The organism is Pseudomonas sp. P108 (assembly GCF_032613195.1).
GTDB lineage: Bacteria > Pseudomonadota > Gammaproteobacteria > Pseudomonadales > Pseudomonadaceae > Aquipseudomonas.
The window spans coordinates 1,697,569-1,718,197 of record NZ_CP126691.1 but is presented as its reverse complement, the minus strand read 5'-3'; the positions used below and the strand labels follow the sequence as shown (position 1 = coordinate 1,718,197).

General features: G+C 59.7%; 15 protein-coding genes. 8 read left to right on the top strand and 7 right to left on the bottom strand.

The window, feature by feature from the left end; genetic code table 11:
• Positions 1-46 precede the first annotated feature (46 nt).
• The 5 genes from QOM10_RS07595 (at position 47) to aqpZ (ending at position 5,174) form a co-directional block, all read left to right on the top strand.
• A complete protein-coding gene (locus QOM10_RS07595) occupies positions 47-970 on the top strand; it encodes a LysR family transcriptional regulator (protein WP_007914443.1) in 924 nt (307 codons plus the stop codon).
• Between the two features lie 14 nt (positions 971-984).
• On the top strand, positions 985-1,788 hold the full coding sequence (locus QOM10_RS07590; protein ID WP_316917817.1) for an alpha/beta hydrolase: 804 nt from the start codon (positions 985-987) through the stop codon (positions 1,786-1,788).
• Between the two features lie 3 nt (positions 1,789-1,791).
• Complete coding sequence (locus QOM10_RS07585) at positions 1,792-2,349, top strand: peptidylprolyl isomerase (RefSeq protein ID WP_316917816.1); 558 nt, start codon at positions 1,792-1,794, stop codon at positions 2,347-2,349.
• 88 nt (positions 2,350-2,437) lie between these two features.
• On the top strand, positions 2,438-4,270 hold the full coding sequence (locus tag QOM10_RS07580; protein ID WP_038358471.1) for an ABC transporter ATP-binding protein: 1,833 nt from the start codon (positions 2,438-2,440) through the stop codon (positions 4,268-4,270).
• A gap of 208 nt (positions 4,271-4,478) precedes the next feature.
• Positions 4,479-5,174: an aquaporin Z gene (aqpZ, locus tag QOM10_RS07575; RefSeq protein ID WP_064586473.1), complete on the top strand. Its 696-nt coding sequence runs from the start codon at positions 4,479-4,481 to the stop codon at positions 5,172-5,174.
• A 126-nt stretch (positions 5,175-5,300) separates the two neighbouring features.
• Here aqpZ and QOM10_RS07570 read toward each other — a convergent pair whose 3' ends face one another.
• A complete protein-coding gene (locus QOM10_RS07570; RefSeq protein WP_150749301.1) occupies positions 5,301-6,425 on the bottom strand; it encodes a GNAT family N-acetyltransferase in 1,125 nt (374 codons plus the stop codon).
• A gap of 283 nt (positions 6,426-6,708) precedes the next feature.
• Between QOM10_RS07570 and QOM10_RS07565 the strand changes: the two genes are divergently transcribed.
• The gene (locus QOM10_RS07565; RefSeq protein WP_127926236.1) at positions 6,709-8,031 is read left to right on the top strand and encodes a putative porin; all 1,323 of its coding nucleotides are present in this window, start codon (positions 6,709-6,711) and stop codon (positions 8,029-8,031) included.
• Positions 8,032-8,213: 182 nt separating this feature from the next.
• On the opposite strand, the gene QOM10_RS07560 is transcribed toward QOM10_RS07565, so the two are convergent.
• The 5 genes from QOM10_RS07560 to aceK form a co-directional block, all read right to left on the bottom strand.
• Complete coding sequence (locus QOM10_RS07560) at positions 8,214-8,453, bottom strand: anti-sigma factor family protein (RefSeq protein ID WP_127926235.1); 240 nt, start codon at positions 8,451-8,453, stop codon at positions 8,214-8,216.
• Positions 8,447-9,058, bottom strand: a complete 612-nt coding sequence (locus QOM10_RS07555) for an RNA polymerase sigma factor (RefSeq protein WP_127926234.1) — start codon at positions 9,056-9,058, stop codon at positions 8,447-8,449. The genes QOM10_RS07560 and QOM10_RS07555 overlap by 7 nt, the downstream gene beginning before the upstream one ends.
• 137 nt (positions 9,059-9,195) lie before the next feature.
• Positions 9,196-10,317 carry a beta-ketoacyl-ACP synthase III gene (locus QOM10_RS07550; protein WP_116028888.1) on the bottom strand — a complete coding sequence of 374 codons (1,122 nt, stop codon included), beginning with the start codon at positions 10,315-10,317 and terminating at the stop codon, positions 9,196-9,198.
• Between the two features lie 328 nt (positions 10,318-10,645).
• On the bottom strand, positions 10,646-14,557 hold the full coding sequence (hrpA, locus tag QOM10_RS07545) for an ATP-dependent RNA helicase HrpA (RefSeq protein WP_316917815.1): 3,912 nt from the start codon (positions 14,555-14,557) through the stop codon (positions 10,646-10,648).
• Between the two features lie 270 nt (positions 14,558-14,827).
• Positions 14,828-16,549 carry a bifunctional isocitrate dehydrogenase kinase/phosphatase gene (gene aceK, locus QOM10_RS07540; RefSeq protein WP_127926231.1) on the bottom strand — a complete coding sequence of 574 codons (1,722 nt, stop codon included), beginning with the start codon at positions 16,547-16,549 and terminating at the stop codon, positions 14,828-14,830.
• Positions 16,550-16,946: 397 nt separating this feature from the next.
• On the opposite strand from aceK, the gene QOM10_RS07535 reads away from it, so the two are divergent.
• On the top strand, positions 16,947-18,572 hold the full coding sequence (locus QOM10_RS07535) for a methyl-accepting chemotaxis protein (protein ID WP_150749303.1): 1,626 nt from the start codon (positions 16,947-16,949) through the stop codon (positions 18,570-18,572).
• An 85-nt stretch (positions 18,573-18,657) separates the two neighbouring features.
• Complete coding sequence (locus QOM10_RS07530; protein ID WP_127926229.1) at positions 18,658-19,566, top strand: DMT family transporter; 909 nt, start codon at positions 18,658-18,660, stop codon at positions 19,564-19,566.
• 121 nt (positions 19,567-19,687) lie between these two features.
• On the opposite strand, the gene QOM10_RS07525 is transcribed toward QOM10_RS07530, so the two are convergent.
• Positions 19,688-20,551 carry a DMT family transporter gene (locus QOM10_RS07525; protein WP_150749304.1) on the bottom strand — a complete coding sequence of 288 codons (864 nt, stop codon included), beginning with the start codon at positions 20,549-20,551 and terminating at the stop codon, positions 19,688-19,690.
• Between the last annotated feature and the right edge of the window lie 78 nt (positions 20,552-20,629).

Sequence of the window (20,629 nt, the reverse complement as noted above, 5' to 3'; positions counted from 1 at the left end):
GCAGTCTCCATGAGGGACGGCCAGCTTAGGACAAGAGGAGCTATTGATGAAAGCGCCCCGCGTGACCCTTGATCAATGGCGAACATTGCAGGCCGTGGTCGACCACGGCGGATTCGCCCAGGCCGCCGAGGCCTTGCACCGTTCGCAATCGTCGGTGAGTTACACCGTCGCCCGCATGCAGGACCAGCTCGGCGTGCCGTTGCTGCGCATCGACGGGCGCAAAGCCGTGCTCACCGAAGCCGGTGGCGTGTTGCTGCGCCGTTCGCGGCAACTGGTGAAACAGGCCAGTCAACTGGAAGACCTCGCCCACCACATGGAGCAAGGCTGGGAAGCTGAAGTCCGTCTGGTGGTCGACGCTGCTTACCCGAGTGCGCGCATCGTCCGCGCGTTGACCGCGTTCATGCCGCAGAGTCGCGGCTGCCGCGTGCGTCTGCGTGAGGAGGTATTGTCGGGGGTCGAGGAAGTGCTGCTCGAAGGCGTGGCTGATCTGGCCATCACCGGCCTGAGCATTCCCGGTTACCTTGGTGCGGAACTGAGCGACGTCGAATTCGTCGCCGTTGCTCATCCCGATCACCCGCTGCATCGGCTCAATCGCGAATTGAGCTTTCAGGATCTGGAAACCCAGATGCAAGTGGTGATTCGCGACTCCGGCCGCCAGCAGCCGCGTGATGTCGGCTGGCTCGGCGCCGAACAGCGCTGGACCGTCGGCAGCCTCGCCACGGCGGCCACGTTCGTCAGCAGCGGACTTGGTTTTGCCTGGCTGCCACGGCATATGATCGAGCGCGAACTGAAAGATGGCTCGCTCAAGCTGCTACCGTTGGACAGGGGCGGCAACCGCAACTCGAGCTTCTATCTGTATTCGAACAAGGACAAACCCTTGGGCCCGGCCACGCAAATCCTCATCGAACTGCTGCGCACCTTCGACACCTTGCCGCTGGACGCACCGTTCGCCGCCCCTGAACAAGCCTGACACGGAGTTCACCGATGGCGTATTTCGAGCACGATGGTTGCAACCTGCACTACGAGGAATATGGCCACGGCACGCCGTTGCTGCTGGTTCACGGGCTCGGCTCGAGCACACTGGACTGGGAAATGCAGATCCCGGCACTGGCCGCGCACTACCGCGTGATCGTCCCGGATATTCGCGGCCACGGTCGCTCGGACAAGCCGCGCGAGAGGTACAGCATCGCCGGTTTCAGCGCCGATGTGCTCGCGCTTATCGAGCACTTGAACCTCGGCCCGGTGCATTACGTCGGGCTGTCGATGGGTGGCATGATCGGCTTCCAGTTCGGCGTCGATCAGCCTCATCTGCTCAAGAGTCTGACCATCGTCAACAGCGCCCCCGAAGTCAAAATCCGCAGCCGCGACGATTACTGGCAGTGGTTCAAACGCTGGAGCCTGATGCGCGTACTCAGCCTCGCGACCATCGGCAAAGCCCTTGGCGGCAAACTTTTTCCGAAACCGGAACAGGCCGATCTGCGGCAGAAAATGGCTGAGCGCTGGGCAAAAAACGACAAACGTGCTTATCTCGCCAGCTTCGATGCGATTGTTGGCTGGGGCGTTCAGGAACGACTTTCCCGAGTGTCCTGTCCAACGCTCGTCATCAGCGCCGACCGTGATTACACACCGGTGGCACTGAAAGAAACCTATGTAAAACTGCTGCCGAATGCGCGGCTGGTGGTGATCGCCGATTCGCGCCACGCCACCCCGCTCGATCAACCCGAACGCTTCAACCAAACGCTGCTGGAGTTCCTCGCCGCAGCCGATATTCAATCTCAGGATCACTGACCCATGTTGAAAAAACTCGCCCTCGCCGCTGGTACTGTGCTGTTTGCCGCCAACCTGATGGCAGCCACGCCGGTCAAAGCACCGCACGTGCTGCTGGACACCACAAACGGCCAGATCGAAATCGAGCTGGACCCGGTCAAGGCGCCGATCAGTACCAAGAACTTTCTGGATTACGTGAACAGCGGCTTCTACAACAACACGATTTTCCACCGCGTGATCCCGGGCTTTATGGTTCAGGGCGGCGGTTTCACTCAACAGATGCTGCAAAAAGAAACCAAGGCCCCTATCAAGAACGAACACAAAAACGGTCTGGCTAACGTTCGTGGCACCTTGTCCATGGCTCGCACTTCCGTACCTGATTCGGCGACCAGCCAGTTCTTCATCAACGTCAAGGACAACGACTTCCTCGACCAGGGCGACGGCTACGCAGTATTCGGCAAAGTGGTCAAAGGCATGGACGTGGTCGACATCATCGTCAACTCGCCGACCACCACCAAAAGCGGCATGAAAGACGTACCTGCCGACCCTGTATTCATCAAGTCGGCCAAAGTCATCGACTAAGCTGTACAGGGCGTATCGAGCGGCGCTGGATTAATCCCACGCCGCTCACACCGATAAAAGGAGAGCCCGTGCTCCGGGCGGTTATCTGATGCTCTATCGCCGTTTCGAACAACTGATCGACATATTCCGTGAAGCCCCGACGGCGTCTCCGCCGGACCGCGTTCTCCCCTTCTATACCTATTACCTCAAGCAGGTCTGGCCAAGTTTCGCCGCCCTGCTCGTCGTTGGCCTGTTCGCCGCATTGATCGAAGTGGCGCTGTTCAGTTACCTGAGCCGCATCATCGACCTGGCCCAAGGCACACCGAACCCGAATTTCTTCAGCGACCATGCCCTCGAACTGACGTGGATGCTGGTGGTTGCCCTGGTGCTGCGACCGATCTTCTTCGGCCTGCATGACTTGCTGGTGCACCAGACGTTAAGTCCCGGCATGACCAGCATGATCCGCTGGCAGAACCACAGCTACGTGCTCAAACAGAGCCTGAATTTCTTCCAGAACGACTTTGCCGGGCGCATCGCCCAGCGAATCATGCAGACCGGCAACTCGCTGCGTGACTCGGCAGTGCAGGCAGTGGACGCGCTGTGGCACGTGGTGATCTACGCGATCAGCTCGCTGGTGTTGTTCGCCGAGGCCGACTGGCGCCTGATGATCCCGCTGCTGACGTGGATCGTTGCCTACATCGGCGCGCTCTATTATTTCGTACCTCGGGTGAAAGACCGCTCGGTGGAAGCCTCCGATGCGCGTTCAAAACTGATGGGCCGCATCGTCGATGGCTACACCAACATCGCCACGCTGAAGCTGTTCGCCCACACCAATTTCGAACAGCACTACGCCAAGGAAGCCATCGAAGAACAGACCGTCAAAGCGCGGATGGCCGGCCGCGTCGTCACCAGCATGGACGTGGTAATTACCGCCATGAACGGCTTGCTGATCGTCGGCACTACTGCGTTGGCCTTGTGGCTGTGGACACAGTCGTTGATTACCGTTGGCGCGATTGCCCTGGCGACCGGCCTGGTGATCCGCATCGTCAACATGTCCGGCTGGATCATGTGGGTAGTCACCGGCATTTTCGAGAACATCGGCATGGTCCAGGACGGTCTGCGCACCATTTCGCAACCGGTCAGCGTCACCGATCACGAGCAGGCCAAACCGCTGGACGTGGCCCGTGGCGAAGTGCGTTTCGAGCACGTGGATTTTCACTACGGCAAGAAGCGCGGGATCATCGGCGACCTCAATCTGAACATCAAACCGGGCGAAAAAATCGGTTTGATCGGGCCATCAGGTGCCGGCAAATCAACGTTGGTCAACCTGCTGCTGCGCTTGTACGACGTCGAAGGCGGACGGATTATGATCGACGGCCAGAACATCGCCGAAGTCGGTCAGGAAAGCCTGCGCGCACGGATCGGTATGATCACCCAGGACACCTCGCTGCTGCACCGTTCGATCCGCGACAATTTGTTGTACGGCAAACCGGATGCTACTGATGCAGAGCTGTGGGACGCGGTGCACAAGGCTCGCGCGGATGAGTTCATTCCGCTGCTGTCGGACGCTGAGGGCCGCACCGGTTTCGATGCGCATGTCGGTGAGCGTGGAGTGAAATTGTCCGGTGGTCAGCGTCAGCGCATTGCGATTGCGCGGGTGCTGCTCAAGGACGCGCCGATTTTGATCATGGACGAAGCGACCTCGGCGCTGGATTCGGAAGTCGAGGCGGCGATTCAGGAAAGCCTGGAAACCCTGATGCAGGGCAAAACCGTGATCGCGATTGCGCACCGTCTCTCGACCATTGCCCGTATGGATCGGCTGGTAGTGCTGGAGAACGGCAAGATTGCCGAGAGCGGCACCCATGCTGAACTGTTGGCTCATCGCGGTCTGTATGCACGGCTTTGGGCGCACCAGACCGGAGGGTTTGTCGGCATCGACTGACCCCTCCAAGATCGTTCCCACGCTCTGCGTGGGAACGATCACCGCCACAGCCCGCCAACCACGGGCGCTGGCGGTTTTTTGTGGCCGCTGGAAATCCGTTAAAAGCCTGCTGTACTCAGCCAAGGTTCCGGAAAGGAGCCTGTCGTAAGTCTGCAAGGATGCACAACTCGATGCAGTCTCGATAGCAGGGCTATCAAGGACGCCTCTCATGTCTCTGTTCAAACGTTCAGTCACTGAGTTGTTGGGTACGTTCTGGTTGGTATTGGGTGGTTGCGGCAGCGCGGTGATCGCCGCGTCTTCACCGCTGGGAATCGGGGTGCTGGGGGTGGCCCTGGCGTTTGGTTTGACGGTGCTGACCATGGCGTTTGCCATCGGCCACATCAGCGGCTGTCATCTCAACCCGGCCGTCTCGGTCGGTCTGTTCGTTGGCGGTCGGTTTCCGGCCAAGGAGTTGCCCGCTTACATCATTGCCCAAGTGCTCGGTGCGATTCTCGCGGCGGCGCTGATCGCCCACATCGCCAGCGGCAAAGAGGGTTTCGATATCGCCGCCGGCCTGGCGTCCAACGGCTATGGTGAGCATTCACCGGGCAAGTACTCGATGGCAGCGGGATTTGTCACTGAGCTCGTGATGACCGCGATGTTTGTGATCATCATCCTCGGCGCCACCGATAGACGCGCACCGCCGGGACTGGCACCGATCGCCATCGGCCTGGGCCTGACGCTGATTCACCTGATCTCGATTCCCGTCACCAATACCTCGGTGAACCCGGCGCGCAGCACCGGGCCGGCGCTGATGGTCGGCGGCTGGGCGATTGCGCAGCTGTGGATGTTCTGGGTCGCGCCGCTGATTGGCGCGGTGGTGGGTGGCGGGATCTATCGTTGGCTGGGCAAAGAAGAAACCTGAGGGGTGCCTGAGATCCCCTTGTAGGAGCTGCCGAAGGCTGCGATCTTTTGATCTTGATGTTCAAAAAAGCAAGATCAAAAGATCGTCCGATCGCGGCCCGAGCCTTCGGCAGCTCCTACAGGGGATCTAGGCTTGGCGGTAGGGCAAGGCTGTTTTGGCTTCTTCGGCATACGCGAGGATGCCGGCGCGTTCCTGATGCAGGAAATCTTTCACTGCTGCTTTCAGACCCGGATGCCGCAGGTAATGCCAAGAGTGGGTGATCACCGGTTCAAACCCGCGAATCAGCTTGTGCTCGCCCTGGGCGCCAGCATCGAAACGCTGATAACCCTGCGCAATCGCGTAATCCATGCCCTGATAAAAACAGGTCTCGAAGTGCAGTCGATCAAACTCCGCCAGCCCCCCCCAATAGCGGCCGTAGAAACTGTCGCCCCCGACCAGACTGAAGGCCATCGCCACCGGCCGTGAGCCCTGTTTCGCCAGCACCACGCGAATCGCCTCGGGCATGCGCTCGGCCAGCAGACTGAAAAACTCTCGCGTCAGATATGGCGTCTGGCGCCTGACCGCATAGGTATTGGCATAGCAGGCGTAGACAAAATCCCACTGCGCCTCGTCCAGCTCGCGCCCTTCCAGCCATTCAAACTCAAAGCCCTGCCCCACCACTTGCTCGCGTTCCTTGCGCATCTGTTTGCGCTTGCGCGAACTGAGCACGTCGAGGAAATCCTGAAAGTCGCGATAACCGCGATTCTGCCAGTGATACTGACAGCCAATGCGTTGCAGCCAGCCCGGCTGTTCGGCCATCGCAGCATCGCTGAAAGCGTCGGTGAAATTGATGTGCGCGCTGGAAAGCCCTTCGATCTCCAGATAGCCCGGCAGGCTCTTGAGCAGTTCGAAACCGTCTTCGACATTGGCCGCCAACAAGCGCGGGCCGCTGACCGGACTGAATGGCACAGCGGTCAACAGCTTGGGGTAGTAATCGATGCCGGCGCGGGCGCAGGCGTCGGCCCAGCCGTGATCGAACACGTACTCGCCGTAGGAATGCCACTTGCGATAACTGGGTAACGCGGCGATCAGACGCCCCTCTTCGATGTGCAGCAAATGCTCAGGTTGCCAGCCGGTGTGGGGGCCAACGCTACCGCTGTCTTCCAGCGCACTGAGAAAGGCATGGCGCAGAAATGGCTGACTTTCAGGCACTAGCGCATCCCAGGTTGCCGGGGCAATTTCCGACAGGTTTTGCAGGCGTTGCAACGGCATCAACAAGCTCTCCACAACAGGACTTCAGCGCCCGGCGAGTATCGCCGATTGCGCGGCATTGCACACCCGCAATCGGCCGACAGCGCTCTAGATCAATAGTTCAGGGCGAATCGATATCGTCATCAACCTGCCATCACTGTGCCACTGCTCTGTCATAAACCATCGCGATACTGGCGCCTGTTTTTAGAGCGCCGGGTTCTACCCGGACACTGTTTTCCGACGCTCGAATCGTCGGTTGTGCCCCGGATGGCTGTGCCATCCCCTCTCATCTTCGGAGATTGCTATGCGTCTTGCTTCCACGAAAACTGCGGCGGCCCTGTGCGGTGGCTTGTTGCTGGCCATGAGTGTTCCGGCCAGTGCTGCAGTCGACGCCAAACTGCTCGACATGCTCAAGGCTAACGGTTCCATTTCCCAGGCGCAGTACATCGAACTGCAAACTGAACTGGCCAAGGATCAGAAGGCTCAGCAAATCGCGCAGCAGGCGCAGCAAGAGACCAACGAACAAGTCGCGGCTGTCGCGAAGAAGAGCAACGAGCAAAGCGCTTTCGACCAGAAACTGGCCTGGGCCGCGAAGACCCAGTTCAAGGGTGACGTGCGTATTCGTCAGGAAACCATCAAGATCGACGGCGAACCGAACAACGGCGGCCGCGACAAGGACCGTCAGCGCATCCGTGCCCGTCTGGGCGCCTACACCGAGATCAACCCACAGGTCGACACCGGCATCCGTATCGCCACCGGCGGCGGCGACGATGCCCGTTCCACCAACCAGGATCAGGACAACTACTTCGACAAGAAGCAGATCTGGCTCGACCTGGGCTACATCGACTACCACCCGGATCAGATCAAGAACCTGCACATCATCGGCGGCAAGATGCTTCAGCCGTGGGTCAGCATGGGCGACGTGATCTGGGACAGCGACATCAACCCGGAAGGTCTGGCCGTTACTTACAAATACCCGTTGGGCAGCAGCGCCGAACTGTTCGGCAGCCTGGGTAACTACAACCTCAAGGACAACGTTGACGGCGATGGCGTGCAATTCCGTCACGACCTGCGTCTGACCGCTGGCCAGTTGGGTAGCCGCTTCAACATCACCGACAACCTGAAAGTGACTGTGGGCGGCAGCGTCTACGCCTACCAGAACGACGAAGACAGCCGCTGCACCGGCACTTCCACGCCGTGTGCGCTGGCGGTCAATGGCAACTCGGCCAACAACGAATTCCGTCTGTATGAAGGGTTCAGCCAGGTCGACATCGGCGGTCTGCCGATGCCATTGTCGTTCTACGGTCAGTACGTGAAGAACAACGACGCCGTGACCGATCAGGACACCGCGTGGCTGTTGGGTGCCAAGTCGAAAGTCTTCGGCCTGAACCTCGATTACAACTATCGTGACGTGCAGCGCAACGCCGTGGTCGGCGCCTTCACCGACTCCGACTTCGCCAACGGCACCACCGGCTCCCGTGGTCACAAGTTCAAGGTCGGTTACGACATCGACAAGAACTTCGCCATTGGCGCTACGTACTTCCTGACCAAGGCCGACTTCGCCAGCCGTACCCAGCGTGACGCTGACGCCAACACCTTGCAGCTGGACGCCGAAGCCAAGTTCTAAAACGCTTCACCCTTTAGCCCGGTGCGAGCGGGACGATCCCCATCATCCGTTCGTTTCGCTCGCGCCGGGCTAATTCTGCAGGATGCAAAAAATCTCCTGTAGGAGCTGCCGAAGGCTGCGATCTTTTGATCTTGATCTTGAAAAAGATCAAAAGATCGCAGCCTCGTTTCACTCGACAGCTCCTACAGGGGATTATCTTTTCGTCGTTGCTCGGCCAGGCGTTCAGCCAAGGCATCGACGCCTTCTTCCGGTTTCTCCGGCATCGCCTTCAATGTGGCTTGCATCAAACGCATCTGGCGAATGAAACGCCGGCAGTTCGGGCAAAACATCAGGTGATGACGCACCATCCACTTTTCGCGAAAGCTCAGTTGGCCATCGAGATAATCGCTGGAGCGCGCCACTTGTTCCTTACAGGTCAGCATTCTCCGGTCTCCTCAAAATGCTCCACGGTCGCGAAGACTTTCAGCCGCGCACGATGCAGCAGCACACGGACATTGGAGAGCGAGATCTCCAGAAGATTACAGATCTCTTCAAGCTCCAGCCCCTGACGCTCACGCAGCAGCAAAACACTGCTTTGCAGTTCCGACAGATTCAACAGGGTGTGTTCCAGACATTCGCGCAATTCGCTCTCGGTCAGCAGCGCTTCCGGCGTGTCCTGGTGCCAGGCGAAGGGGGCGACCAGCCAATGGCCGTCACCGGGAGAAAAGCGGTCGTCGTCGATCGTGCCATGGGGCGATGGCAAATCATCCATCAACACTTCCCGGCGATTTTGTTTATAGCGACTTTTCGCCGAGTTGGCGGTGATGGTCAACAGCCAGGTCTTGAGACTGGAGCGACCTTCGAAACTGGCAATATGGCGCACCACCGATAGCCAAGCGTCCTGCACCACTTCTTCAACGTGGCGCTGGCCGACAATGGCATACGCCACGGCGCGCATGGCGCTCTGATACGTCGTCACCAGTTCCTTGAAAGCCTGTTGTTCACCTGCCAGCAGGCGCGCAAGCAGTTGGGTGTCGTCAGCCGCCATCCATCAATCCCCTTGTCCCGATTCCGAAAATGACGGCGACAGGTCTTCACCTGCCGCCATTTCCGAAAAATTACAGCGTTTGAGCCGATTCGGATGTAGGAAAGGTCGGCGCGATTAAGAGGAAATTAAACCAATTTTCAACGCTTGCGCAGAATCACGCTGCCGATCGAATAGCCCGCACCGAACGAACTCAACACCGCCAGCGAACCTGCAGCCAGATCGTCCTGATATTTGTGGAAAGCAATCACCGAGCCTGCAGAGCTGGTGTTGGCGTATGTGTCGAGGATCACCGGCGCTTCTTCTTCGGTGGCTTCGCGGCCGAGCAGTTTGCGCACGATCAGATGGTTCATGCTCAGGTTGGCCTGGTGCAGCCAGAAGCGCTTCACGTCGCCGACGTTGAGCTGGTTCTCTTGCAGATGCTCGCCGATCAGTTCGGCAACCATCGGGCAGACATCCTTGAACACCTTGCGGCCTTCCTGCACGAACAGCTTGTCGCGGGCACCGATGCCCTCTTCCGCTGCGCGGTTGAGGAAGCCGAAGTTGTTGCGGATGTTGTTGGAGAACTTGGTCAGCAGTTTGGTGCTGACTACATCGAACTGGTGCTTGGACGTCGCGGTGTCAGCGCGCTCGATGATCACCGCAGTCGCGGCATCGCCGAAGATGAAGTGGCTGTCGCGGTCGCGGAAGTTCAAGTGCCCGGTGCAGACTTCCGGGTTGACCATCAGGATTGCCCGGGCCTGGCCCAGTTGCACGCTGTTGGCCGCAGCCTGGATGCCGAAGGTGGCCGAGGAGCAAGCCACGTTCATGTCGAAACCGAAGCCCTGAATGCCCAAGGCTTCCTGGACTTCGATGGCGATGGCCGGGTAGGCGCGCTGCAGGTTGGAGCAGGCGACGATCACGCCGTCGATGTCAGCGGCGGTTTTGCCGGCGCGCTGCAGGGCCTGTTCGGCTGCGCCGATGGCCATCTGGCAGAGCACCGACCATTCGTCGTTGGAACGCTCCGGCAGGCGCGGAGCCATGCGTTGTGGATCGAGGATGCCGTCCTTGTCCATGACAAAGCGGCTCTTGATGCCGGAAGCCTTTTCGATAAACGCAGCGCTGGATTCGGTCAGGGCCTGGACTTCGCCGCTGGCGATCGCGTCGGCGTTGTCGGCGTTGAACTGGGCGACGTAGGTATTGAAAGACTGCACCAGCTCTTCGTTGGAGATGCTGTTGGCCGGGGTGTACAGGCCGGTGCCGCTGATGACGACGTTATGCATGGTCGTTTCTCTAATCTGTTCAGGCAGAAAGTGCTGGAACCGTCGTACCAACACACAAAGGGTCTATTCCCATCCGGGGGACGCAAACCTGGCATCGCTTTATTCCGTCTCGCACCGCGGCCGAAGGCTCTGGGTCGCGAAACCGGCGTTTATGGTCGCGAAGTTTGCCATAAACGTGGACTTTTGGCGCCTTTCTCAAGCACAACCCACATCCCAATGTGGGAGCGAGCCTGCTCGCGAAGGCAGAGTGTCAGTCACCAGATTCTTGTTTGACACACCGCTTTCGCGAGCAGGCTCGCTCCCACAGGGGATCGCGTACGGCTCAAGATCAGGGTTCGACCTGGCTCCACTGCTTGTTCAGACGTTTGTCGGAGATCGGGACCTTGGTGCCCAACTGTTGAGCGAACAGTGAGACCCGGTATTCCTCGAGCCACCAGCGGTACAGCTCAAGCTGTGGATCGCGTTTGCCTTCCTGCGCATGTTTCGCCGCGCGGGTCTGGTATTGCGCCCAGAGGCCGGCGAGTTCACCGCTCCAGACGCGATCCTTCTGCACCTGAGCGCCGAGTTTTTCGAAACGCTGCTCGACCGCTTTCAGGTAACGCGGCAACTCCTTGAGCCACTGCATCGGCGTCTCGCGGACAAATCCCGGATACACCAGATTGTTGATCTGCTGCTTGATGTCATTCAGAGCCACGGCTTGCGCCAGATCGATCTTGCCCTTGAAGCGTTTTTGCAGACCGTGCCAGAGCTTGAGAATCTCCAGCGTCAGGCGCGCCACGCGCTCGGCGTGTTCAGTCCAACTGCCGCGTTTGCGTTCGGCCAATGCTGCCAACCCGGCGCCGTCGCGGGGCAATGGGTCTTCACCCTCAAGAATGCAACTGTCGACGCTGGCCAGCAGAATGTCTTCGACCAGCGCATCGACCCGGCCCAGCTCGCGATAGAGCAGGCCCAATTCGGTCTGCCCCGGCAACTTGCCGCGCAGGAACTTGGCCGGCTCAGCCAGTTGCTGCATCAACAAACGCTGCAAAGCGCGACGATGCTGGAATTCGGCTTCGGCCGGGGTCGAGAAGCGCCCTTCCTTGACCGTGCCGCCCTCTTCGACCAGCGCCGGATACACCGTCATCGACAGCCCGGCGATCTTCTGTTGAGTCTTTTCTGCCACCGGCGCGAAGACTTTCGCCTCCACCGGTTGCTGACTTTTCGCACTCTGGGGCACCGCCAGCGCAGCCTGACTGGCTTCGGCAAACCGTGCGGTCAGCTCGGCCAGATCGCGGCCTTCGCCGAGGAACTTGCCTTGGCCATCGACGATTTCCAGGTTCATCCGCAGATGCCCCTCGACGCCTTGCTCAGCTTCGGCCCACGCCTCATCGCTGACCCGCGCGCCGGTCATGCGCAACAACTCGCGGCCCAGCGCCTGTGGCAACGAACCGTCGGCAAAGGTCATGCGTTGCAGCGCAGCTTTGATGAAGTCCGGCACCGGCACGAAGTTCTTGCGCAAGGCCTTCGGCAGGTTGCGCACAAGGGCGATGCACTTGGCCTCGATCATCCCCGGCACCAGCCACTCCAGGCGTTCTGGCGGCAACATCGGCAGCAGCGGCGCCGGTACGCGCAGGGTCACGCCGTCGCGCGGGTGATTGGGTTCGAAGTGATAGGTCAGCGCCAGCTCCAGATCGCCGATGTGCAGCGTGTCCGGGTAATCGCGCGCAGTGACTTCACTGGCCTCGCGGGCCAGTACGTCCTCTTCGCGCATGATCAGCAGTTGCGGGTTCTTCTGGCTGTTGATGCGATACCAACTGTCGAAGGTCGCGGTCTGGTGAATCTCCGCCGGCAGCCGCGCATCGTAGAACGCATACAAGGTTTCTTCGTCGGCGAGAATGTCGCGGCGACGAGCCTTGGCTTCCAGTTCGTCGAGCTGTTCCAGCAGTTGTTTGTTCGCGGTCAGGCACTTGGCTTTCGACTGAATCTCGCCACGCACCAGACCTTCGCGGATAAACAGCTCACGGGAAACCACTGGATCGACCGGGCCGTAATGCACCGGGCGGCGGCCGACCACGATCAGCCCGAACAGGGTGATCTGTTCGAACGCCACGACCTGGCCGCGCTTCTTCTCCCAGTGCGGTTCAAAGTGGTTTTTCTTGATCAGGTGCCCGGCCAGCGGCTCGATCCAGTCGGCATCGATCTTGGCGACCATGCGCGCGTAAAGCTTGGTGGTTTCCACCAGTTCGGCGGTCATCAGCCATTGCGGACGCTTCTTGCCAATGCCCGACGACGGATGAATCCAGAAACGCCGCTGACGCGCGCCGAGGTAATCGCCATCTTCGGTTTTCTGACCGATCTGGCTCAGCAGGCCGACCAGCACCGCTTTGTGCAGTTTCGGATAATCCGCCGGCTCTTTATTCAGGCTCAACTGCATGTCGCGGCAGATCAGGCTCAACTGCCGATGGGAATCACGCCATTCGCGCAGACGCAGATAGTTGAGGAAGTTCTTGCGGCACCAGTTGCGCAGCGGACTCGCAGTCAGCGCCTGGCGTTGCTCTTCAAAACCACGCCACAGATTTACCAAACCGGCGAAATCCGAATCGACATCCTTCCACTGTGCGTGAGCCTGATCGGCCGCTTGCTGACGTTCCGGCGGACGCTCGCGCGGGTCTTGAATCGACATGGCACTGGCGACAATCAGCACTTCCTGCAGGCTGCCGAGCTTGGCCGCTTCGAGCAGCATACGGCCCATGCGCGGGTCGACCGGCAAGCGCGCCAACTGGCGACCGAGCGGGGTCAACTGGCTGTTGCGGTCCACCGCCGAGAGTTCTTGCAGCAGGTTGAAACCGTCGCTGATCGCCTTGCCGTCCGGCGGCTCGATAAACGGGAACGCGGTGATTTCGCCGAGGCGCAGATGCAGCATCTGCAAAATAACCGCCGCGAGGTTGGTGCGCAGAATTTCCGGATCGGTGAACTCCGGGCGCCCATTAAAATCTTCTTCGCTGTACAGCCGAATGCAAATGCCCGGCTCGACCCGACCGCAGCGACCTTTACGCTGATTGGCGCTGGCCTGGGAAATCGCTTCGATCGGCAGACGCTGGACCTTGGCGCGATAGCTGTAACGGCTGATGCGCGCGGTGCCGCTGTCGATCACGTAACGGATGCCCGGTACGGTCAGCGAAGTCTCGGCAACGTTGGTTGCCAGCACCACGCGACGGCCCGGGTGCGACTGGAAAATCCGCTGCTGTTCGGCGGGCGACAAGCGCGCGTAGAGCGGCAGGATTTCGGTGTGTTTGATTTGGGCCTTGCGCAGCATGTCGGCGGCGTCGCGAATCTCGCGCTCACCTGGCAAGAACACCAGCACATCACCGGGGCTGCGACGTTCGCTGCGCTCGTAAGCGGCGATTTCATCGAGGGTCGCTAGGATCGCCTGATCCACCGTCAGGTCATCCTCGACGCGATTGCCCTCTTCGTCCTGCTCCAGCGTCAGCGGGCGGTACCAGGTGTCCACCGGGAAAGTGCGACCGGACACTTCAACAATCGGTGCGTCGTCGAAGTGCTTGGAAAAGCGCTCCAGATCGATGGTCGCCGAGGTGATGATGACTTTCAGATCCGGGCGGCGCGGCAGCAGGGTTTTCAGGTAACCGAGCAGGAAGTCGATGTTGAGACTGCGTTCGTGGGCTTCGTCGACGATGATCGTGTCGTAGCGTTCGAGGTAGCGATCGTTCTGCGTTTCCGCCAACAGAATGCCATCGGTCATCAGCTTGATCAGGGTGTTGGAATCGCTTTGATCCTCGAAACGCACCTGATAACCGACCAGCGAACCAAGCGGCGTGCCAAGTTCTTCGGCAACCCGGCTGGCGACGCTGCGTGCTGCGATTCGGCGCGGCTGAGTGTGGCCGATCAAGCCGTGCTGGCCGCGTCCGATTTCCAGACAGATCTTCGGCAACTGGGTGGTTTTACCCGAGCCGGTTTCGCCGGCAATGATCAGCACCTGGTGTTTTTCCAGCGCCTTTTTGATCTCGTCGCGCTTGGCGGCGATCGGCAGACTGTCGTCGTAACGAATCACCGGCAGGCTGGCACGGCGGGCCAGCACCTGATCACAGGACGCCTGCATGCGCGTCACCCACTGGGCCAGTTTGGCCTCGTCGGGTTTCTTGCGCAGCTCAAGCAACTGCCGCCGCAGCCGGTGACGGTCGGCGAGCATGGCGTGATCGAGGTTTTTCAGCAGTTTGTCGATGGAGGGCGATTCGTCGGTCATCGGGTAGGCAATTCGGTCGTCTATTTATGCAGGGGGCGGATTGTCGCAGATTTGGCGGATTTGTGGCGTGTCAGGGGGATTGCTGCCCTCACCCTAGCCCTCTCCCAAAGGGAGAGGGGACCGATTGGGGGATGCTTCAAAGTTACATCGACCTGAAAGAGCTTTGCCGAATCCATAATCGCCAAGCTCTTTCAGGTCGGCGTTTGACCCAAGACACCTCGGTCGGCCCCCTCTCCCTCTGGGAGAGGGCTGGGGTGAGGGTTTCAGGCCTTACTCGTTATCCAACCCTTTACGCCGATAGGGAAAGACGTCTATGACTTTCCCCGCCCGAATCGCCTCCTGCAAACTCTTCCAGTAATCAGCGTTATACAACTCGCCATGCAACTGATCGAATAACTTGCGCTGCCCCGAATCGGCAAACAGAAACGGTGGAAACTCCTCGGGAAACACATCCAGCGGCCCGATCGAATACCACGGCTCCGAAGCCATTTCGTCTTCCGGGGTCCGCGGCGCAGGGATGTGGCGGAAGTTGGCCTCGGTCAGAAAACAAATCTCGTCATAGTCATAAAACACCACCCGCCCATGCCGGGTGACGCCAAAGTTTTTCAACAACATGTCGCCTGGAAAGATATTCGCCGCCGCCAGTTGCTTGATCGCCAGACCGTAATCCTCCAGCGCCTCGCGCACCTGTGCGTCATTGGCGTTTTCCAGATACAGATTGAGCGGGGTCATCCGCCGTTCGGTCCAGCAGTGGCGGATCAATACCGTCTCGCCCTCGACCGAGACTGTCGATGGCGCGACTTCCAGCAATTCCTCAAGACACGCCGGATCAAACTTGCTCAGCGGAAAACGGAAATCGGCGAACTCCTGGGTATCGGCCATGCGCCCTACCCGGTCGACGCTTTTTACCAGCCGATACTTCTCGATCACCGTGGCGCGGTCGACGTTTTTCGACGGCGAAAAACGGTCTTTGATGATTTTGAACACGGTGTTGAAACCCGGCAGGGTGAACACGCTCATGACCATGCCGCGCACGCCCGGGGCCATGATGAACTGGTCATCGGTGTTGGCCAGGTGATTGATCAGTGCGCGGTAGAACTCGGATTTACCGTGCTTGTAGAAACCGATCGAGGTGTACAGCTCGGCGATGTGCTTGCCCGGCAGGATGCGCCGCAGGAAACCGATGAATTCCGCCGGCACCGGCACATCGACCATGAAGTACGAACGGGTGAACGAGAAGATGATCGACACGTCGGCTTCGTCGGTGATCAGCGCATCGATCTGGATCCCGCGCCCTTCGCGGTGCAGCAGCGGGATCACCAACGGCCATTGCTCGTCGCGGGTGTAAATGCGCCCGACCAGGTACGCGCCCTTGTTGCGGTACAGCACCGAGGAAAACAGCTCGACGCTGAGTTCCGGGTCTTTGCACACCCAGTCCGGCAGGTTCTCGCGCAGCTGCGCTTCGAGGCGAAGCAAGTCGCCGGGCAGATCGGCGTAATCCTCGCTGAAGCGATAGTCGGCAAAAATGCTCGCGAGCATCCCCGACAATTGCCCTTGCGGTTTGTAGGTACGGGTCTGCGCGGCGCGGGCACGGCGCAGGCTCGGGCGGGTGGTGTGGATGAACATGCAGCCGTCGCTGATCAGGTCATGGCTGAACAGCCCGCAGAAAATCGAGTTGTACCAGGTCTCCGACAGCTCATCGTCGAAGCGCAGGTCGATGACGCTGATGTAGGCGCTTTTCACCAGCGGCCAGCAGCTGACATTCATCAGCGTCTCATCGTCGAAGTATTCGCGCAGACGGGCGATGGTTTCGCCGACCTTTTCTTCATAGAGATTGATCCGCGCCGCCGACGCCGTTTGCGTCTCCTGCCAGCGCGCCTGCTCGAAGCGCTCACGGGCACCGTCGGTGATGCGCCGGAAATGCTCGCGGTAATCGTCAAAGCCATCGAGGATCATGCGGGCGATGTCGGTGGCTGGCCATTGCTGCGGCATAGATGAGACCTCGGCGTGCGTTTGGAAATCTGTGCCTGAGCTTAGCCACGGATGCGCACACAGGTGAAGTGCAATTTCTGCCAAATCTGCGCCGGGGTTGTACGCCAAAAGCGTTTTGGCAAAGTTTTTTTAATCAACCGTTCGGTCAGTTAACGCCTGAGCGGTTCTTCTCGCCGCCCTGCGCCAGTCCGTGAATTCTCTGGGTTTCGGATCCAAGACCCAATGCACGCGTCTAGTCCGCGGCATTGCTGCAACTACGCGGATCGCCAGCAACGACTCCAGATTGGTCTTACCAAAATAGTGGCACTTTGATATACAGCCCGCCATTACCCGCCTCATAACAAGATCCTCGCTGACGAGGACGACCCCCCCCCTTCAAAGATCAAGGAGCACACTGATGTCTATCCGGAATCTGCGCATAGGTTTGCGCGCCAGTTTGAGCTTTGCCGTTTTGGCCAGTCTGCTGGTGATGGTCGGCCTGTTCGGTCTGGGCCAGATGAAAACCCTGCGCGAAAGTGCAGCGGTGATCGAAGAATCATGGATGCCCAGCATCGAGAGCATTCATGACGCGGCGGCGAACATCGCCAGCATCCGTCTCGAATCGTTGCGTCTGATCACCAACTCCCAGCCTGCGGTGCGCGACCGAAGCAAAAATATCCTCAAGGCGCAACGCGAGGAGTTGCTCAAACGCCTCAACGATCACAAAGCCTTGATCGCCAGTGATCAGGAACAGGCGATGCTCGACGGCTTGAACGCGGCCATCGGCAAATACCTGAGCATTCTCGATCAGATTGTCAGCCAGATTGACGCGGGGCAGAACGAGCAGGCTGCCACGCGTTTGAGCAATGAACTGGCGCCGCAGGGCACTGTGCTCGATAAGACGCTGGAGCAGATGATCAGCCTCAACCAACAAGGTGCGGATGCCGCCGCCAAAGCCGCTGCGGCGATGTATCAGCAGGCATTGTGGATCGTCACGTCGATCATCGTGGTCGCCCTGATTGCCACCTTGTTATTGGCCTGGCTGCTGACCCGCAGCATCACCACCCCGATCAATCAGGCACTGGATGTCGCGCGGCGCATTGCTGCCGGTGATCTCAGCGGACAGATCACCAGCACCGGGAAGGATGAGGCGTCGCAGCTGCTCCATGCCTTGGCCGAGATGCAGGGCAATCTACGCTCGACCATTCGCGGTATCAGCGAATCGGCACAGCAACTGGCTTCCGCTGCCGAGGAAATGAGTTCGGTGATGGAGCAGAGCACCCGCGGCCTGCAGCAGCAGAACGATCAGATTGAACAAGCCGCCACCGCGGTCACCGAGATGAGCACGGCGGTGGACGAAGTCGCCGCCAACGCGGTGTCCAGCGCCGAGGCGTCTGCCGCGTCGAACGAGGACAGCAAGCACGGCCACGTACAGGTCAGCGAAACCATCAGCTCGATTCAGCAACTGGTCGATGCGGTACTCGGTGCTTCCGCACAAGCCGAGGGTCTGGCCACGCAGGCACAGGACATCAGCAAAGTGCTGGAGGTGATTCGCGGGATTGCCGGGCAGACCAATCTGTTGGCGCTCAATGCGGCGATCGAAGCGGCGCGCGCCGGTGAAGCCGGGCGCGGTTTTGCCGTGGTCGCGGACGAAGTCCGTTCGCTGGCGCAACGCACGCAGAATTCCACCGAAGAAATCGAGCTGATGATCAGCAGCATCCAGCAAGGCACCGGGGCGACCGTTGGCGCTTTGCAGAGCAGTGCCGAGCAGGCGGGTCAGACGCTGCGCCGCGCCAACAGTGCCGGGCAGGCACTGGAAAAAATCACCGCGTCGATCTCGCAGATCAACCAACGCAACCTGGTGATCGCCAGCGCGGCCGAGCAGCAGGCCTTGGTGGCGCGCGAGGTCGATCAGAATCTGGTGACCATCCGTGACCTCTCAACGCAGACCGCCGCTGGCGCCACTCAGACCTCGGCTGCAAGCCAGGAACTGTCGCGTCTGGCCGTGGACCTCAACAGTCTGGTGACACGCTTTGTGATCTGACCGATAAGTTGCATGCCCGAATAGCGGTTGCCTTCGTCAGGGCGCTCGGCAACACTCTCGTCCCGATCAAGGAAGGAGCCCCGTCGTGAGCCCTGTCGATATTTTCCGTATGTTGTCGCTGGCGGCCATCTGGGGCGCAAGTTTTCTGTTCATGCGCATTATTGCGCCGGTGATTGGCACGATCCCGACCGGGTTCCTTCGCGTGTCGATTGCGGCTGCAGGTTTGCTGGTAATCCTCGGGCTAATGCGCGTGCGCTGGGATTTCAAAGGCAAACTGAAAACCGTGATGCTGCTGGGCGTGATCAACTCAGGCATTCCGGCGACACTGTATTCGGTCGCGGCCCAGGTATTGCCAGCCGGCTATTCGGCGATTTTCAATGCCACCACGCCGCTGATGGGCGTGCTGATTGGCGGGTTGTTCTTCAGTGAAAAACTCACCGCAGCCAAACTGGGCGGGGTGTTCCTCGGTCTGTTAGGCGTTGGCGTGCTGACCCGCGCCGGTCCCGTGGCATTTGACATGCAGCTGTTGATGGGCGCCCTCGCCTGCTTGCTGGCGACCACTTGTTATGGTTTTGCCGGTTTCCTCGCGCGGCGCTGGCTGGATCAGGCCGGTGGACTGGACAGCCGATTGTCGGCGCTGGGCAGCATGCTCGGTGCGACGTTGTTCCTGTTGCCGTTGTTCGGCTACAGCGTGATCACGTCACCGCCGGTCAGTTGGGGCGGCTGGAATGTCTGGCTGTCGCTGTTGGGCCTGGGTCTTGGCTGCACGGCGTTTGCCTACATCATTTACTTCCGCCTGCTCAGCTCGATCGGTCCGGTGAAGTCGATGACGGTGACCTTCATGATTCCGCCGTTCGGCGTGTTGTGGGGGGCGTTGTTGCTGGATGAGCCGTTATCGATGGCGCACATCTATGGCGGGGTGTTGATCGCGATTGCGCTGTGGCTGGTTTTGAAGCCGGCGGTGGTGAAACCGGCTGAGGTGCCGGCCCGATAAATTAGTGCTGTTGCCAAAAAGGCTATCGCGAGCAGGCTCACTCCTACAATTGGAATGCGTTCCCCTGTAGGAGTGAGCCTGCTCGCGATCGGCGGCCTAAAAGCCGCCACCTGATGATCTGTTACCCCCTTTCACGAAACACAAATGCCAGACCGACCACAATTAACAACATCCCCAGCACACTCAACGCTGCCAGGCGATTGTCGAAAATCAGATAGTCCATCACCGCCGTCACCGCCGGCACCAGATAGAACAGACTGGTGACATTCACCAGATTGCCCCGCGCGATCAGCCGATACAGCAACAACGTCGCCAGCACCGACACCACCAGCCCCATCCACAATACCGGCACGATAAAACCTGTGCTGTGTTCAAAATGGAACGGCTGAAACGGCACGAAGATCCCGCACAACAACAGCCCGGCCAGATACTGCACCGGCAGCGTGCCGAGAGGATTGTCGGTGATGCGTTTCTGCATGATCGAGCCCAGCGTCATGCTCGCCAGCGCCAGCAACCCGAACAGCATCCCCGCCCAGGACATCCCGGCCAGACCGATGCCCTGGTAAACCACCATGATCAGGCCCGCCAGCCCCAGCGCCAGACCGAACATCCGGCTGGCCGAGCGTTGCCGTTCCATCAAGACCACGGTGAGAATCGGCTGCACACCCATGATGGTCGCCATCACACCGGGGGTGACTTTGGTGTTGAGCGCCAATAGATAGAAAATCTGATAGGCCCCCAACAACACCACGCCCGTGGCGATCGCAAACAACATCGGCCGCCCGCCCTTGGGCAACTTCAATTTGAGCAACGGCGCCAGCAACACCAGCCCGCACAAGGCAATCGCGAAGCGAATCAGCAGAAAGGCAAACGGGGAAGCATGGGCCAGGCCCCATTTGGAGAAGATCGCCCCGCTGCTCCACAGCAGAACGAACAGGCTCGTGGACGCGGCCGCGAGCGCGGATTTTTTCGACAGGACAAACATGAATACCACCTGTAGTCAGGCAAGAAGCCAACTCAGCCGAAGCTGAAATTCAGTAGGTTTTTCTGGCGGGCGGCAGGA